The sequence below is a fragment of the Rhizobium jaguaris genome (assembly GCF_003627755.1).
Classification (GTDB): Bacteria; Pseudomonadota; Alphaproteobacteria; order Rhizobiales; family Rhizobiaceae; genus Rhizobium; species Rhizobium jaguaris.
In genome coordinates this window covers 1,623,584-1,640,030 of the sequence record NZ_CP032694.1, presented here as the reverse complement: position 1 = coordinate 1,640,030, position 16,447 = coordinate 1,623,584, and the positions used below count along the sequence as shown (strand labels likewise).

At 57.7% G+C, this 16,447-nt stretch carries 17 protein-coding genes; 9 read left to right on the top strand and 8 right to left on the bottom strand.

All coding sequences use genetic code 11. The features are described from left to right. Positions 1-4: 4 nt before the first annotated feature. From pstA to CCGE525_RS07975, 6 genes are all read right to left on the bottom strand, one after another. Entirely contained in the window at positions 5-856 is an 852-nt protein-coding gene (pstA, locus tag CCGE525_RS08000; RefSeq protein WP_120703821.1) for a phosphate ABC transporter permease PstA, read from the bottom strand. Positions 857-867: 11 nt separating this feature from the next. Next, positions 868-1,851 carry a phosphate ABC transporter permease subunit PstC gene (gene pstC / locus CCGE525_RS07995; RefSeq protein WP_120703820.1) on the bottom strand — a complete coding sequence of 328 codons (984 nt, stop codon included), beginning with the start codon at positions 1,849-1,851 and terminating at the stop codon, positions 868-870. A gap of 75 nt (positions 1,852-1,926) precedes the next feature. Beyond that, positions 1,927-2,898 carry a phosphate ABC transporter substrate-binding protein PstS gene (gene pstS / locus CCGE525_RS07990; RefSeq protein ID WP_245472136.1) on the bottom strand — a complete coding sequence of 324 codons (972 nt, stop codon included), beginning with the start codon at positions 2,896-2,898 and terminating at the stop codon, positions 1,927-1,929. A gap of 336 nt (positions 2,899-3,234) precedes the next feature. Then, on the bottom strand, positions 3,235-3,579 hold the full coding sequence (locus CCGE525_RS07985) for a cupin domain-containing protein (protein ID WP_120703818.1): 345 nt from the start codon (positions 3,577-3,579) through the stop codon (positions 3,235-3,237). A gap of 35 nt (positions 3,580-3,614) precedes the next feature. After that, positions 3,615-4,898: an O-acetylhomoserine aminocarboxypropyltransferase gene (locus tag CCGE525_RS07980; RefSeq protein ID WP_120703817.1), complete on the bottom strand. Its 1,284-nt coding sequence runs from the start codon at positions 4,896-4,898 to the stop codon at positions 3,615-3,617. Positions 4,899-5,069: 171 nt separating this feature from the next. Then, entirely contained in the window at positions 5,070-5,498 is a 429-nt protein-coding gene (locus CCGE525_RS07975) for a CoA-binding protein (RefSeq protein ID WP_120703816.1), read from the bottom strand. Between the two features lie 112 nt (positions 5,499-5,610). On the opposite strand from CCGE525_RS07975, the gene CCGE525_RS07970 reads away from it, so the two are divergent. From CCGE525_RS07970 to rpsI, 4 genes are all read left to right on the top strand, one after another. Continuing rightward, complete coding sequence (locus CCGE525_RS07970) at positions 5,611-5,940, top strand: hypothetical protein (protein ID WP_120703815.1); 330 nt, start codon at positions 5,611-5,613, stop codon at positions 5,938-5,940. 877 nt (positions 5,941-6,817) lie between these two features. Beyond that, positions 6,818-7,654 carry an EamA family transporter gene (locus CCGE525_RS07965; RefSeq protein ID WP_120703814.1) on the top strand — a complete coding sequence of 279 codons (837 nt, stop codon included), beginning with the start codon at positions 6,818-6,820 and terminating at the stop codon, positions 7,652-7,654. 238 nt (positions 7,655-7,892) lie between these two features. Continuing rightward, the gene (gene rplM / locus CCGE525_RS07960) at positions 7,893-8,357 is read left to right on the top strand and encodes a 50S ribosomal protein L13 (protein ID WP_104822652.1); all 465 of its coding nucleotides are present in this window, start codon (positions 7,893-7,895) and stop codon (positions 8,355-8,357) included. Between the two features lie 2 nt (positions 8,358-8,359). Continuing rightward, on the top strand, positions 8,360-8,830 hold the full coding sequence (gene rpsI / locus CCGE525_RS07955) for a 30S ribosomal protein S9 (RefSeq protein WP_120703813.1): 471 nt from the start codon (positions 8,360-8,362) through the stop codon (positions 8,828-8,830). Between the two features lie 400 nt (positions 8,831-9,230). Here rpsI and CCGE525_RS07950 read toward each other — a convergent pair whose 3' ends face one another. Beyond that, positions 9,231-9,971 (bottom strand): SDR family NAD(P)-dependent oxidoreductase, encoded by a 741-nt coding sequence (locus tag CCGE525_RS07950; RefSeq protein WP_120703812.1) that lies wholly within the window; start codon positions 9,969-9,971, stop codon positions 9,231-9,233. A gap of 179 nt (positions 9,972-10,150) precedes the next feature. On the opposite strand from CCGE525_RS07950, the gene CCGE525_RS07945 reads away from it, so the two are divergent. The 4 genes from CCGE525_RS07945 (at position 10,151) to argC (ending at position 13,859) form a co-directional block, all read left to right on the top strand. Next, complete coding sequence (locus CCGE525_RS07945) at positions 10,151-10,816, top strand: TetR/AcrR family transcriptional regulator (protein ID WP_120703811.1); 666 nt, start codon at positions 10,151-10,153, stop codon at positions 10,814-10,816. Positions 10,817-11,485: 669 nt separating this feature from the next. Next, positions 11,486-11,863, top strand: a complete 378-nt coding sequence (locus tag CCGE525_RS07935; protein ID WP_120703809.1) for an antibiotic biosynthesis monooxygenase family protein — start codon at positions 11,486-11,488, stop codon at positions 11,861-11,863. Then, on the top strand, positions 11,844-12,797 hold the full coding sequence (gene speB, locus CCGE525_RS07930) for an agmatinase (RefSeq protein ID WP_120703808.1): 954 nt from the start codon (positions 11,844-11,846) through the stop codon (positions 12,795-12,797). The genes CCGE525_RS07935 and speB overlap by 20 nt, the downstream gene beginning before the upstream one ends. A 135-nt stretch (positions 12,798-12,932) precedes the next feature. Continuing rightward, positions 12,933-13,859 carry an N-acetyl-gamma-glutamyl-phosphate reductase gene (argC, locus tag CCGE525_RS07925; RefSeq protein WP_120703807.1) on the top strand — a complete coding sequence of 309 codons (927 nt, stop codon included), beginning with the start codon at positions 12,933-12,935 and terminating at the stop codon, positions 13,857-13,859. 146 nt (positions 13,860-14,005) lie between these two features. Here the strand turns inward: argC and CCGE525_RS07920 are convergent, their stop codons facing one another. Beyond that, a complete protein-coding gene (locus CCGE525_RS07920) occupies positions 14,006-15,031 on the bottom strand; it encodes a zinc-dependent alcohol dehydrogenase family protein (protein WP_120703806.1) in 1,026 nt (341 codons plus the stop codon). 97 nt (positions 15,032-15,128) lie between these two features. Between CCGE525_RS07920 and CCGE525_RS07915 the strand changes: the two genes are divergently transcribed. After that, positions 15,129-15,995 (top strand): LysR family transcriptional regulator, encoded by an 867-nt coding sequence (locus CCGE525_RS07915; RefSeq protein ID WP_120703805.1) that lies wholly within the window; start codon positions 15,129-15,131, stop codon positions 15,993-15,995. Positions 15,996-16,447 lie beyond the last annotated feature (452 nt).

The following is a 16,447-nucleotide window of genomic DNA, read 5'->3' as shown; positions in this document are numbered from 1 at the left end:
TACGTCAGTGGCGGCGCCCACTCAAGACACGGGCAAGAATGTTAAGGGCAAGGATGGCAACAGTGATAATCAGCGCGCCGGCCCAAGCCAATTGTTTAAGATCCTCGCCTGCATCGGCGGCGAGCGTGTTGATGGCAACCGGCAGCGTGGCGATTGGACCGGTCAGGCCCGCATTCATGAATTTGCTGTAACCGGCCGTGAAGAGAAGCGGTGCGGTTTCGCCGCTGATGCGGGCGACGGCCAGCAGGATGCCGGTGAGGATACCCGTCCAGGCGGAACGGTAGATCACCATCATCATGGACTTCCAGCGCGGCGCGCCGAGCGCTGCAGTCGCCTCACGAAGCGCATTTGGCACCAGCAACAGCATGTCCTGTGTCGTGCGGTTGACGACCGGAAGGGCGATCAGCGCCAGCGCGAAGATGCCGGCAATGGCAGAGTTGCCGTGCATGGGCACGACCACGATGCCGTAGACGAACACACCGATGATGATCGAGGGCGCTGACAGCAGGATGTCATTGATGAACTTGGCAGCCTCGGCAATCTTGGTGCCGTTGGCATATTCCACCAGATAAGTGCCGGCGAGAATGCCGATCGGCGCAGCGATCAGGATAGCGAGGCCTGTGACCAGCACGGTGCCGTAGATTGCGTTGATCAGGCCACCGCGCGAGCCCTGGGCCGGGATCGACATGGTGAACACGTCGAGGCTGAGCGCCGATACACCACGATAAAGCAGGGTCACAAGGATCACGCTGAGAAAGAATATGCCGAGGATGGCCGCGATGAAGCACAAGGCCATCATCACCCGGTTCTTCCCATAGCGCCTCGACACGAGGTTCTGACGGATTGCATTTTCCATAGGCTTTTTCCTCAAAGCGAATCGACGCGGCCGATCATCCACCTCGCCGCTGCAAGCACGCAGAAGGAAAGAATGAATAGGAGCAGGCCGAGCGCAATCAGGCTGGACAATTGCAGACCGTCGGCATCGCCGAAGTTGTTCGCGATCTGGGCGGAAATGGTGGTGGACGGCGAGATGATCGACGCTTGCAGACGGCTCACCGAGCCTACAACGAAGGTGACGGCCATCGTTTCGCCGAGCGCGCGGCCTAGGCCGAGCATGATACCGCCGACGAGGCCGCGACGTGTATAGGGGATCAGGATGTGACGAGCCACTTCCCATGTGGTCATACCCATACCGTAAGCGGATTCACGCAGCATCGGCGGCACGGTGCTAAACACGTCACGGGCGATAGCGGTGATGAACGGCAGGATCATGATAGCCAGCACGAGGCTTGCGGTCAACAAACCCACGCCCGGCGCCGGCGGCTGGAACAGCAGGCCGATCAACGGCACCTGGCCGATCGTCATCATAAGGAAGGGCAGGATGTAGTTCTGCATCAACGGTACAAGAATGAACAGACCGACGATGCCGTAGATAATAGAGGGAACACCGGCCAGAAGCTCGATGGCCGTACTGATCGGCTGTCGCAGCCTGCCGGGGCAAAGTTCCGTGAGAAAGATGGCGATGCCGATGCCCAGGGGAATAGCAATCAGCATGGCGATGAGCGAACTCACCAGCGTGCCGACCACAGCAGGCACAGCACCATAGATATCGGCGGGAGCGCTCCACTTCGTGCCCCAGAGGAATGAAAACCCGAAGGTTTCGAAGGTTGGCAAGGCATTGACGACAAGAACCGCAAGGATTGCCAGTAGCATAAGCACGACAAGAGCAGCCGAGCCAAGCGTCATAAAATAGAAAATCCGATCCTGTGTCCGGAATTTTCTGGTGGCGGCGGTGGTATCCATTGCCTGGAAGCCAGCCGTCCGACCAGCCGTCTGAGTCGCGTCAGCCATCGATTTCCCCTTGTCCTATCACGAAAGGCGGACAGGGCCGTGCCCTGTCCGCCGCATCTTCTCGCCTAGCACAAATTACTTCGCACCAAAGTCCTGCTTCCAGGACTTCTGGACAACCTCGGCGACATTCTCCGGAACCGGAAGATAAGACAGATCGGTCGCGTCCTTCTGACCCTTCTCATAGGCCCACTTGAAGAACTTCAGCGCGTCTTCGTTCTTAGCAGCATCAGCCGGCTTCTTGTAGAGCAGAACCCAGGTCGAAGCTGCAATCGGCCAGCTCTTGTCGCCCGGCTGATTGGTGATGATCAGGTTGAAGTTCTTGGCATGGGCCCAATCGGCGTTGGAAGCAGCGGCCTTGAACGTGTCGAGGCTCGGCTCGATAACCTTGCCGGCAGCATTCTTCATCTTCGCGAAACCGATGTGGTTGGCGACGACGTAGGAATATTCAACGTAGGAGATCGAACCAGCCGTCTGATTGACGGTGGTGGAAACGCCCTCGGAACCCTTGGCGCCGAAGCCCGTCGGCCATTCAACCGCGGTGTCCGAACCAACCTTTTCCTTCCACTCCGGCGAAACCTTCGACAGGTAATCGGTGAAGTTGAAGGTCGTGCCCGAGCTGTCGGCGCGATAAACGACGGAGATCGGCGTGGAAGGCAGCTTCAGGTCCGGGTTGAGGGCCTTGATGGCCGCATCGTCCCACTTGGCGATCTTGCCGAGGAAGATGTCAGCCAGCGTCTTGCCGTCGAGAACGAGTTCGCCCGGCTTCACGCCAGCGATGTTATAGGAAACGACGATACCGCCGGAGATCATCGGGAACTGGGCAATGCCGTTCTTCTCGAGGTCCTTGTCGCTCATCGGCTTATCCGAAGCGCCGAATACGATGGTCTTGTCGAGGAGCTGCTTGATGCCAGCGCCCGAACCGACCGACTGGTAGTTGACGACATTGTTCGTTGCAGCTTTGTAGCCTTCGGCCCACTTGGACAGAACAGGCGCGATGAAGCTCGAGCCGGCGCCCGTGACGTCGGCAGCCGAGGCCGAAACGGACATAGCCGCGATGAAGCCTGCAGTCAGGCAAAGCGAACGAAATTTTTGATTCAACATGATTGAACTCACTTCCCAGAGTGATGAAAGGATGGCGAGCAGGAGATTAGCGTAGAGGGTCCCATCGGTTAGTAACTCCCACCTCAATCTCCTGGCGACAGTGATGGCTCTAATGCCGCAGTGTTTCAGTTTGATGACAATTTGGTGAAAGGCCGGTGACACAACTTGCGGCAAGCGAAACGGCCGCCCTGCAGACTCTGCCGCGAAGGCCGGATCGCATCCGAACGGCACCGGCCTTCAGGGCTTGATACTGCTGGCTTTACGACATGATTCGAAACGCTTTCAGAGACGAATCACATAATCCTTTCGAGTCATTTCAATGACTTCCCAGGTTCCCCTGAAGCCGGGCTTGAAGATCATCCGATCACCGGCGCGCAGGTGAAAAACCTCGCCATTTTCGCTGGTTACCACCGAATAGCCGGAAAGAATGTGGAAGTATTCCCACTCGTCATAGACGATCCGCCATTTTCCCGGAGTCGCCTCCCATATGCCGGCATAGAGCCCGCCGCCGGCTTCATCGATATTCCAGGTGCGGAACTTCGGTGCGCCGGCAACGATGCGATCGTCGGCCGGGGAGCCGACTTCCGGCTCGATGCCATGGGTGTCCAATCGTAAATAGGCTGTCATAAATCTCCGATCCCGAAACCCGGAACGCTCCCTTGTCAAACCTTCGCCAGCGCCTGATCGAGGTCGGCAATGATGTCCTTGACGTCCTCGATACCGATCGACAGGCGCACGACATCGGGGCCGGCACCGGCGGCAATTTTCTGCTCGTCGGTGAGCTGCTTATGCGTCGTCGAGGCGGGGTGAATGACCAGCGAGCGCGTATCGCCGATATTGGCGAGATGGGAAAAGAGCTCCAGGCCTTCCACCAGCCCTTTGCCCGCTTCATAGCCGCCCTTCAACCCGAAGGTGAAAACGGCACCCGCCCCCTTGGGCGAATAGCGCTGCTGCAGCGCGTAGTTCGGATCGGCCTCAAGCCCGGCATAGTTCACCCAGGCCACCTTATCCTGCTCTTTCAGCCATCGGGCGACGGCGATCGCATTGTCGCAGTGCCGCTGCATACGCAGCGGCAGCGTCTCTATGCCCGTGAGAAGCAAGAAGGCGTTGAAAGGAGAAATGGAAGGGCCGAGATCGCGCAAGCCAAGGACGCGGCAAGCGATGGCGAACGCAAAATTGCCGAAGGTCGCGTGCAGCACGATGCCGTTATATTCCGGCCTCGGCGTCGACAGCATCGGATAGTTGCCGGAGGCCGACCAGTCGAAGGTGCCGCCGTCGATGATCATGCCGCCCATGGAATTGCCGTGACCGCCGATGAATTTGGTCAGCGAATGGACGACGATATCGGCGCCATGTTCCAACGGCCGGATGAGATAGGGACTTGCCATGGTGTTGTCGACGATCAGCGGCAGGCCGTGCCTGCGTGCAACTGCGGCGATCGCCTCGATATCGACAAAGGTGCCGCCGGGATTGGCGAGGCTTTCGATGAAGATGCCGCGGGTGCGGCTGTCGATCTCAGCCTCGAACGAGGCCGGATCGGCGGGGTCGGCCCAGCGCACATGCCAATCGAAATTCTGGAAGGCGTGACCGAACTGATTGATCGAGCCGCCGTAGAGCCGCCTGGCGGCGACGAAATTGTCGCCCGGCTGCATGATGGTGTGAAAGACGATCATCTGCGCGGCGTGGCCGGAGGCGACGGCAAGGCCGGCCGTGCCGCCTTCGAGGGCAGCCACCCGCTCCTCAAGGACGGCCTGGGTCGGGTTCATGATACGCGTATAAATATTGCCGAACTGCTGCAGCCCGAAGAGCGCGGCGGCATGGTCCGAATCCTGAAAGACGAAGGAGGTTGTCTGATAGATCGGCGTCGCGCGGGCGCCCGTCGTGGGGTCCGGCTGCGCCCCCGCATGGATCGCCAACGTATCGAAACCCGGATTGTTTGTCGGCATGCCTTCTCCTCCCGCCAATATTATTATGACAGGAAGATCATAGCGTCCCGGGTCTGAAAGTTAACCGCGAACTTTGCCAAGCTTTTGCTCGGGTTGAAAAAACCTGCCCTTTTTCGACAATATCACGCGACGAATGGGCAGGCTTAGCAACCGGACGCGGCATAGCCTGCGTCAGGCGACCAGCCGCGGATATTCGATGGCCGGACAGCGATCCATGACGACCTTGACGCCAGCCGCTTCCGCTCTTGCTGCGGCGGCATCGTCGCGCACGCCGAGCTGCCCCCAGATGACCGGTGGGCGCGGTTCTATCATGATCGTCTCTTCAACAACCGACCTTAGATATTCCGGCGCGCGGAAGACATCGACCATGTCGACCGGTTCCGGGATATCGGCCAAGTGGCCAAAGACCCACTGGCCGAGGATCTCCTTGCCCGCCTGTCCGGGATTGACGGGAATAACTCGATAGCCCCGCGCCAGCAAATAGGCCATGACACCATTGCTCGGGCGGGCCGGATTGGGTGAGGCGCCGACGAGCGCGATGGTCCGTACGGATAAAAGAATATCAGCGATATAAGAATCGTCATAACGGTCATGGTTCATCACAAGGCCTCCCGTTCGATCACACTTGCGTTTTGCCACAATTCCCGAAACCTCGGCCGCGGCTTTTGCGTATATATATTGCATTATAACAATTTCAGGGAGGATTGCCCCGATGAAAAAAATCATGCTGCTGGCCCTGCTGGTTGCGTCGGCCACCACGCCGGCTTTGGCGATCTCGCGTTATAACTCCATGTCTTTCACCTGCAGCCAAGCCAAGGCGATCATCAACCGCGAACGCGCGGTGATCATGCGCTATCCGGCCAGCAGAGTGCGCAACATGACGCTTTATGATCGCTTCGTTTCAGACAGCAATGCCTGTGATTCCGGCTACTATGCCTATCAGGATTATTTGCCGACCAAAGACAGGTCCGATTGCCCCGTCTATATCTGCCGTCCGTCGACCGACTTCGACCGCCATGATTTGCTGATTATCCCGCATTGAGGGCGGTCCGATACGGCAGCGCACCAGCGGCCATTATCTTACATCGATTTTGCACCTCAGCCTGGGTTTCGGCCTGCGGCCCTGCCTTTCGCTGGCCTTGCAGCGCCGAGTAGTCTCTCGCGCGCGATTTTGATTCTCCAAAGCGCTTTGAAACGATGTCGTACCGAATCGAGTGGCCACGTTCTCATGAAATGCGATTTTTGTTCACTATTTATTCGGACATTAATTAGCGAAGCCTCATGGTGAGACGATAGATGAGACCCGGTTGGAAGTATGAGAGATGAGCAGTCACTCAAGATTTTCGACAGAAATGACTATTTTTTGCAGCGCACATCGGTGCCTGCTGCTTTGTTGACAACAATCTTAAAAAGACACAGCAAAAATACCAATCCGCGACAAGAGATATCTATCCGCGATCTTTGCCGATACCTCGATCCGACTGCGGCTTCTCGCGGCGCAGTAAGACAATTCATAGTCCATATGGGGGATACCAGGTCCGTCGGAATCACCAAATTGGGCTATGAGTGACCGCTCCCAATCACAGTCAATATATTCGTAATCATGATATTTGAATAACATTTTGCAGCGCTTTGGATGTTATCATCACAAGCTCTGTCATACGTTCCCCCGGCATGCAATTTTTGTTCTTGCTTCATTCACATGTCAATTAGAAACACCTTATAGTTGAGCGACAAAACAGAACGAACGAGGAACGATGGAACTATGCTTTTCCATTTATCTGCCGCAGCAGCGGCTACTACCAAAAGCTTATAAGCCCGCATATGTGTTGCTTTCTGGAGCATTGAGGATCAAATGGCGGCGGCATTTCCACAAATCGCCTAGATTTTGACCGTCGTTTCCAATTTTCGAGGTTTTTGTGTCGCTTGACGTCATCGCTCTCGTTCTCTTCGGTGCGCTGCTGCATGCGACCTGGAATGCGATCATCAAGGCTGGAACGGACAAGTCGCTGGATGCCGCGCTGGTTGCAGCGGGCGGCGCGGTCAGTGCCCTGCCCTTCCTGGCTTTTCTGCCGCTGCCGGCTTCCGCCGCCTGGCCCTTTATCGGCACGTCAGCGATCCTGCAGTTTGCTTATTTCCAGTTGGTAGCGGCCGCTTACCGCGCCGGAGACATCGGCCTCGTATACCCGCTGATGCGTGGAGTCGCGCCGCTGATCATCGTTTCGACCAGCGGCTTCATCCTCAAAGAAACTTTGTCGGGCGGAGCGCTGATCGGCACCACGATCATTTGCGCCGGCATATTGACGCTCGCTTTCGAAGCGCGAAAGGGCGGCAGGCAGGCAGTCACCCTGGCGCTTTCCAATGCCGTGGTCATCGCCAGCTATACCTATGTCGACGGCATCGGTGCCAGGATCTCCGGCAATTCCATTTCCTATACATTGTGGATGTCGCTCTTGCCGCCAGTGCTGTTGTTTGCCTGGGCGATCTCGCGGCGTGGCATAAATGCCGTCGCCGCCCATATACGCTACAACTGGTGGCGCGGCCTTACCGGCGGTGGCGGCTCCATCGCCTCCTATGGCCTTGCGCTATGGGCCATGACAAAGGCCCCTGTCGCCAGCGTGGCAGCGCTGCGCGAGACCTCGATCCTGTTCGCGCTGGTGATCTCCGTGGTCGTTCTGAAGGAGCGATCGAGCGTCTGGCGCTATGTGGCCGGCACCATTATTGCTGCAGGCGTATTGGTTATGAAGCTGGCCTGAAGGCGAGAAATATGGGGTATCAAAATACCATACGTTTAACATATTGATTTTAAATGTGAATTTTTCAGACGGCAAAATCCCGCCTTATTGACCTCCTCGCCTATTCCCTTTATAAGCCGCGCCAGATCGCAGCCTTTCCGGGCTGCTTTCTTTTTGGTGTGCGTTACGCTCGCCAAACCAAGCAACAAGAAACGCCCTGACGCCTTCGGGTCCAGGGTCCCAAAAGAGAGTATTCAACATGGCAACCTTCTCCCAGAAGCCTGCAGAGGTGGAGAAGAAGTGGGTTCTCATCGACGCCGAAGGGCTGGTCGTTGGCCGTCTCGCTTCTCTCATCGCAATGCGTCTGCGCGGCAAGCATAAGGCTACCTTCACGCCGCACGTCGACGACGGCGACAACGTCATCGTCATCAATGCCGACAAGGTCGTTTTCACCGGCAAGAAGTACGAAGACAAGGTTTACTACTGGCACACCGGTTATGCCGGCGGCATCAAGGAGCGCACCGCTCGCCAGATCATCGAAGGCCGCTTCCCGGAGCGCGTCCTCGAGAAGGCTGTCGAACGCATGGTTCCCCGCGGCCCGCTCGGCCGTCGCCAGATGAAGAACCTGCGCGTCTACGCCGGCTCCAACCATCCCCATGAAGCCCAGCAGCCGGTCGTTCTCGACGTGGCCAAGCTGAACAAGAAGAACGTAAGGAGCGCCTGATAATGGCTGATCTCTCTTCCCTGAAGGATCTCGGCACGACGTCGGAAGCTGCTGCTGCTCCGGTTCATGTCCGCAAGGTCGACTCGCTTGGCCGTTCCTACGCGACCGGCAAGCGCAAGGACGCTGTCGCCCGCGTTTGGGTCAAAGCCGGCTCCGGCAAGATCATCGTCAACGGCAAGGACTACACGGCTTACTTCGCCCGTCCGGTTCTGCAGATGATCCTGCGTCAGCCGATCGTCGCCGCTGCCCGTGACGGCCAGTTCGACATCGTTGCCACCGTCGCCGGCGGCGGTCTTTCCGGCCAGGCCGGTGCCGTTCGTCACGGCCTGTCCAAGGCGCTGACCTACTTCGAACCGGGCCTGCGCTCGGTCCTGAAGAAGGGCGGCTTCCTGACCCGCGACAGCCGCGTCGTCGAACGCAAGAAGTACGGCCGTGCCAAGGCACGTCGTTCGTTCCAGTTCTCCAAGCGTTAATCGCTTATCCGAGATCGGATTTTGGAAAGGCCGGGTTTTGCCCGGCCTTTTTGCTTGTGTGCGTTGTCGCATCCGGTCGGCGCTGATAGAAAGCCGCAACGCCTCCGGAATAGTCGAGGCCGCAAAGGACCATATGATGGGAAGCATCAGCTCCGCAGACAGATAAGCCGCAGCAACTTTTTGTTGTTGCAGCGTCTGTCCCAGTCAATCTGAACACAATGAGAGACGAATCCAGTCATTTGAGCGGATGTCTACTCATGTCTTTAAGCGGCCTTGAAGGGACGGAAAAGATATATTCTCGGACCGGCTGAGACGTCCGGTCCGTGCACAGCTCAATAGCCGAACGGGGCAACTATGCCCGGCTCAGCAAGGGCTCTCACCTGGACCCGGACGCTTTTGATCAGGTGTTCAACCCACCATCGATATTGAGTATTACTCCGCTGATCTGCTTTGCTGCGGGGCTTGCGAGGAATGCAACGGCAGCAGCAACGTCTGTGGGCTCACCATAGCGACCAAGTGGCATCAACGAGCGCTGCCAATCGGAGAATTCGCCATCAGCGGGGTTCATATCCGTATTGGTCGATCCTGGCTGAACGAGGTTAACAGTGATATCCCGTGAGCCAAGTTCACGTGCGAGGCCACGCGTCATGGATTGAAGCGCGGACTTTGTCATGTAGTACACCGAGCCGGGTTCGCCAACGATGCGATCCGCACCGGCCGACCCAATCGAGATAATACGTCCGCCTGCTTGTAAGTGCGGGATCGCTGCCTGAGCAGCTAGGATTGGCCCTCGCACGTTGACCTTCAGCATTTCATCGATTTGATCAACGCTGATGTCGGCAATCAGATTGTAGAGCGCTATTCCGGCGTTGTTCACCAGAATGTCCAGCCCCCCAAGGGCGCTTAGGGTTTCGTCAACAGATCGCTTGATAGCTGCGGGATCGCCACTGTCGGCCTGAATGGCGACGGCCCTGCGTCCTTTTTGTTCAATCGTTCTGACCACCGCCGCCGCGCGATCGGCGGAGCCTGCATAGGTGATTGCGACATCCGCACCCTTGTCGGCCAGACCCAGTGCAATCGCTGCACCGATACCCCGAGATGCACCTGTCACCAGGGCACGTTTTCCAATCAATTCACTCATTCTGAATCTTTCTATATTGAACGATACAGAATTAGCTACATTCACCCTTCGCGCCTGTCAAGATTTTTATATCGATCGTTTCATAAATCTCGGCAGTTCAGCAATGATGACGTTCATGGTTCGGTTCGTAAGCCACCGCGATTGCGAAGATGTTTCAACAAGTATATATATAACGGTCGATGCAAAATTCGAAAAATGACGCCTTGACGGCTGAAAGGGATCGGACACGCCCGCGTGGGCGGCCTCGCGCATTCGATCGCGAGGCCGCGCTGTCGCAAGCCATGCGTGTCTTCTGGCTAAAGGGTTTTGAGGCCACCTCAATTTCCGACCTTAAGGATGCAATGGGGATAGGTTCGCCTAGCCTTTACGCGGCCTTCGGCTCCAAGGAAGCACTGTTCGCAGAAGCGGTCCGATATTACGTCGATACGTTTGGACGACAGGCCTGGATGCAATTCCGTTCTGCTGAGACCGTGCGGGAGGCGGTCGAAGCATACCTGTTGACGTCCGCCGCTGCATTGACCGGATCGCTCTGCGATGTCCCGCGCGGCTGCATGGTGACCTTGTCGTCTGTTGGCGATGAAGGACATGTGGAACTCGGGGAGCTGGTGAGAGCAGAAAGAGCGGCGTTATTTCAAAGCGTCAAGGGCCGGTTGGCGGACGCTGTTTCGAAGGGTGAGATTTCGGCTTCGACAGACATTCATGCGCTCGCCCGTTACGTTCAGACGGTTCAAAGTGGGATGTCGATCTTGGCTCGCGATGGAGCAAGCCGCGAGGAGCTTGAAGCGGTGGCCCGAGCCTCAATGCTTGGTTGGGATGCATACATAGGCACCGACCAAAAGACGTGAATTGAGCCTTCTGACTGAAGCGGATCGCGATGAGCATGCGGTGAGCGGGACGAGAACGCATGCGATGTTGCTGGCAATCAAAGAATTTTCACACGACCATCCTTCATCACATGACCGCTTCTAGGGCGCAAAACAGCCGCATCCTTGAACAAGGATCAAATGTCCGCTGAGGGCCCGACTGCCGTCATGGCTAAGAAATGTGGAACCGTGAAATTTTAGCGATTCCACATTTGCGTTGTGGCTGTGTGCCTTTTCTTTTTTTCGGTTTGCATGGCAAAAGTTCATGTCTCTTGGGCTAGGCCATATTTTTTGTGGCAAGCTCGTGCCTCCTGCAGAGAATCACACATGCTCAGATTCGCTTTGCCTATTATGTTTGTGATAGCCGGCATATCGCCGGCTAGTTGCGAAGATGCCGGACAGGCAACAACCGCAGCGGACATGGAAAGCATGAAGGACTTCATGCGTGCCAATCCGGATTGCCGGCAATTTACCGACCAATGTTCGATCTGTGCCGTTGTCGACGGAAAGGCGCAATGTTCCACGCCGCAAATCGCTTGTGTGAAAAAGGCATACCAATGCACGATCCCACCAAGCCAATAATCGCCGGCTGATCCTGCTTGCAATCCGTACCCCCCGTCCCCTATTTCTCTTTGTCACAGGAGACATGCCATGACCGACGGTAGAGCATCGCCTTTCGCGGCAACACCTGAGCCGCCCTACTACATCGTCTCATTTTCCTCCATCCGTAAGGAGGGCGATCATGGCTATGGCGCCATGGGGGAGAAAATGGAGACGCTGGCACTGGCGCAAGACGGCTGCTTCGGTCTCGAGAGCGCCCGACGCTGGGATGGCTTCGGCATCACGATTTCCTTCTGGCGGGACGAGGAAAGCATTCTCGCCTGGAAGAATGTCGTCTCGCATATGGCAGCCCAACAACTCGGGCGGGAGCGCTGGTACGAGCAATATCAAGTCCGGGTCGCCAGGGTCGAGCGGGCTTATGGTTTCCATGCGAGCGAAGGAGAATCCCTTGCCGAGCACCTCGATTGATCATGCCTTTACTGCCGCCAGCCTGACGTCCGCGGCCAGCGACCCGACTTTTGCGGGTGCGCTCTCTTTCATGCGCCGGCGTTTCACCAAATCGATCGAGGGCATCGACGCCGTCGTCTGGGGGATTCCTTTTGACGCCGCAACATCCAACCGGCCGGGAACGCGTTTTGGGCCGCAGGCGATTCGCCGCGCCTCCGCGATCTTCGACAATGATCCGCAATATCCTTTCCATCGCGATCTCTTCGCTGACATGGCCGTCATCGATTATGGTGATTGCCTGCTTGATTACGGCAATCACCAGGAAACGCCGGCGGCGATCGAGCGGCAAGCGAACACGATCCTCGACAGCGGCGCCTTTTTGCTGACGCTCGGCGGCGACCATTTCGTCACCTGGCCATTGCTGAAGGCACATGCAGCAAAACATGGCCCCTTAGCGCTGGTGCAATTCGACGCGCATCAGGACACCTGGTTCGACGACGGCAAGCGCATCGATCATGGCTCCTTCGTCGCCCGCGCCGCCCGCGATGGCCTGATCGATCCAGACCGTTCCATCCAGATCGGTATTCGTACCCATGCGCCGGACGATTACGGAATTCGGGTCCTCTACGGCCATGAAGTCGAGGATATGCACGCGGCGGAGATCGCCTCGACGATCATCTCCCACACCAAGGGGGCGCCCACCTACCTAACCTTCGACATCGACTGCCTCGATCCCGCCTATGCGCCAGGCACCGGAACGCCCGTGGCCGGCGGCCCCTCGAGCGCGAAAATCCTGTCGACGCTACAACGGCTGCATCAGCTCGACATCAGAGGGGCGGATGTCGTCGAGGTATCGCCTGCCTATGACCATGCCGACATCACCGCCATTGCAGGGGCAACGGTGGCGATGTATATGCTCGGTCTCCACGCCGAACGGCGTGCGGCAGGTCGCTAAAGCATGATCCCGAAAAGGGTGACGCGGTATTCGGACAAGATCATGCTTACTCGAAAACAGCCGTTATCATTTTGAATCAACTTCATGGCAAACTGAGTCCGGAAATACTCCGAACTGATTGAAAGAGCAGGAAAAATGGCACCGAAAATCTTCATCGATGGCGAAGCTGGAACGACGGGTCTGCAAATCCGTGAGCGTTTGGCTACCCGCCGCGATATCGAGATTTTATCCATTCCGGCCGAGAGCCGGAAGGACAAGGCGGTGCGTGCGGAACTGCTCAATGCTGCCGACATTGCCATCCTCTGCCTGCCGGACGAGGCGGCCAAGGAAAGCGTCAGCCTGATTTCCAATGACACGACGAGAGTGATCGACGCCTCGACCGCGTATCGCGTTGCCGAAGGCTGGGCCTATGGCTTTCCGGAGATGAGCAAGGACCAGGCGGATGTCATTGCTAAGGCCAAGCGGGTGGCCAACCCTGGCTGCTGGCCGCAGGGGGCCATTGCCACACTTCGTCCGCTCGTCGAGGCCGGGCTCGTCGCTGCAGACTATCCGGTCACCGTCCACGGGATTTCCGGTTACAGCGGCGGTGGACGCTCGATGATCGAGGATTATCAGGCGAAGGGCGAAGACGCTCCGGAATATATGCCCTACGGTCTGACATTCAATCATAAGCATCTGCCGGAGTTAAAGGCCTACGCGAAGCTTTCGCGCGTCCCGCTGTTCCAGCCGATCGTCGGCAATTTCGCTCAGGGCATGGTCGTTAGCGTGCCACTGCAGCTTTCGGTGCTGCCGACAATCCCTAAGGGCGCTGAATTGCACGCGGCTATCGCCGATTATTATGCGGGGCGGAAAGGCGGCTTTGTCGAAGTCGCGCCGTTCGACAATCCTGAGCGGACGCCCGAGCTCAATCCGGAAATCTACAACAACACCAATCGCATGCGGTTGCACGTCTTTGCCAATGACGACAAAGCGCAAGCCATGCTCGTGGCGGTCTACGACAATCTCGGCAAGGGCGCATCGGGAGCAGCGGTCCAGAACATGGACCTGATGCTGGGCGCCTGAGCCGCTGCCGACTGCAGCATATTGAACATTGGAAATCTCCGCCGGCCCGATCGCCAACCGGGCCGGCGGATGTGTTTCGGCAAGGCCGAATCCCGATCGACCCGGGCCGCCATCCGCCGGCCACCACTCTCCGCGGCAACCTCGGTTTACGGCCGGTTGTCTTGGAGTTCCAATGCCACCTTTCCAAACCGCGAGCCATCCGCAAAGTATCGCATCGCGTCTTTAATTTCAGTCCAAGGAAATACACGATCGACCACCGGCTTGAGATCAAGTGTCTCAATAGCGCGGTTCATCGCTTCGAAGGATTCGCGCGATCCAACAGGAATGCCGCGAACATCCACCTGCTTCCGGAAGATATCCAGGGGGTTGATGGCGCCCTGCGATCCACCGAGATAGCCGATAATGTTGATTTGGCCGCGACGGGAGGCCGCCTTCAGCGATTGCTCGAAACTCAGTGGACCGCCGACCTCGATGATGTGATCGACGCCGCGCCCCTCTGTCATATCGAGCACCACGGTGGACCATTCCGGAACGCGTCGATAGTTGATCCCGTCGGCCGCCCCGAGAGCCTTTGCACGTTCCAGCTTTTCATCGCTGCTGGAGGTGACAATCACGCGGGCACCGCTTGCGCGCGCAAACTGCAGAGCAAAAAGGGAAACGCCCCCGGTTCCCTGAACGAGTACCGTATCTCCGGCCCTGATATGGCCCTCGGTCACAAGGGCTTGCCAGGCTGTGACGGCTGCACATGGCAAGGTCGCTGCTTCGATGTCGCTCAGATTACGGGGAGCGAAAACGGCCGCCTGTTCATCGAGAATAGCATATTCTGAAAGAAGTCCATCGAGCGGTCCGCCGCGTTGGTAAGACGGCTCCGCCATCCGGAAGGAGCCGCCGGTCCAGCGCTGCCAGAACGTGCTGCAGACCCTGTCGCCGATCTTGAACCGCGTGACGTCCTCGCCGACGGCAACGACCTCGCCGACGCCGTCCGACAACGGGACGAGCGGCAGGCGGAACGCGGTGTGGTAGGTGCCGCATGCAATTTCGAGATCCCGATAGTTGAGCGCGGTCGCCTTGACGCGGATCAGAAGTTCCTGGCGCCGCGGCTGCGGCATGTCACGCTCTTCGAGTGTCACATTCTCAAGGCCGGCCGGCGGTTTGAGGACGATCGCTTTCATGAAATTTCTCCTGGCTGACGTGGCTGTGCCGGGAGAGTGGACTTGATCTTCAGCATATTCAAATTCATTATAAGAAAAATGATTATGCGGATTGAACATGTTTGAAGAAATGCGGACATTTGTGCTGTTTGCAGACGAAGGATCGGTCCAGAAGGTCGCGAAACGTCTGCCGCTGACCCAGCCCGCTGTCAGCCGCCAGATCCAGCGGTTTGAACAGGCGCTCGGAGTCACATTGCTCGACCGCCGGCAGAAGCCGCCTGTGCTGACGCCAGCAGGACGTGAGGTGCTGGCCCGAAGCCGTGACATCCTCGCTGATTTCGAAGAGATGAAGGCCATTGCAGGGGCGCCGGAGCCCAGCGGATTGTTCAGGCTCGGAGTGGCCAAGGGCCTTGCGCATGAAAGTCTCGCGGGAGAGCTCGGCTCGATGATGGCGCAATTTCCGAAGGTCTCGATGCGGCTGAAATCGGGATGGAGCCATGAACTTGCCGAGCAGTTCCAGTCGGGACATCTCGATGCTGCAATCCTATTGTCCGACGGATCGCGTTACCCGGATGCCGAACATATCGGTGACGAGAGGTTGGTCATCATCGGAGCGGCCAGCAACTTCCCTGATCCGGAGGACAGGACGTGGGTGCTGAGTCCGGAACCCTGCGACGCCCGCCGTCGTCTTGCGGACCTGCTGGCTGGCCAACGTCAGCAGCTGACGATTGCTGCCGAGGTCGAGGATGCCGGCATGCAGCTCGCATTGGTGCGCAAGGGTTTCGGGTTCGGGCTGATGCCCATGCGCCTCTTTGAAAGCATGAGGCCGGAGGGCATCGAGGAGATCAGGATAAGCGACCGGGATCTGCATCTTGATGTCGTGATGCTGCGGTCTCCGCATCTCGGTTCCATGTCAAAGGTCGCCGGTGCCGTTTCGGCCATCGCGCGCGGCTTCATTGCCGGCAGACAGTCCGATATCAGCTAGCCTTCTGCTCCGCGCAAGACCGACTACCGGATCTTCTCTACCCCGCATAACATCTTCCAGGCGAGGTCAGTCACCGTGGCAGCGACAGTCTCATGAAGGCAGCCCGCGGGGCTCGACTTATTCCAGCTGAGGTCATCTTCGGTACGCCTGCAACTTGACGGCATTCGGGATCATTGGCGGTAACGATTTGAAATGCCGCATCGGTGTTGATCCGGCCGATCACCCGCTTTCGAATAAATTTTGCGTAACTTTATTAGCTATTGTTAATTTTTTGTCACAAATCAGCCCATATCGCCTGTTTCGGCTTTTGCCGCCGCAATATTCGCGGTGATCAGCATAGTCAATTCCAAGATCGGGTCGGCGTAAAGGAATTGGTTACCATAATTCGGCATGCTTCCCGACAGCCGGCAAAGTGACGGCCGGACGCAGTTTTGCGTCCCGGCGTAGGCGCT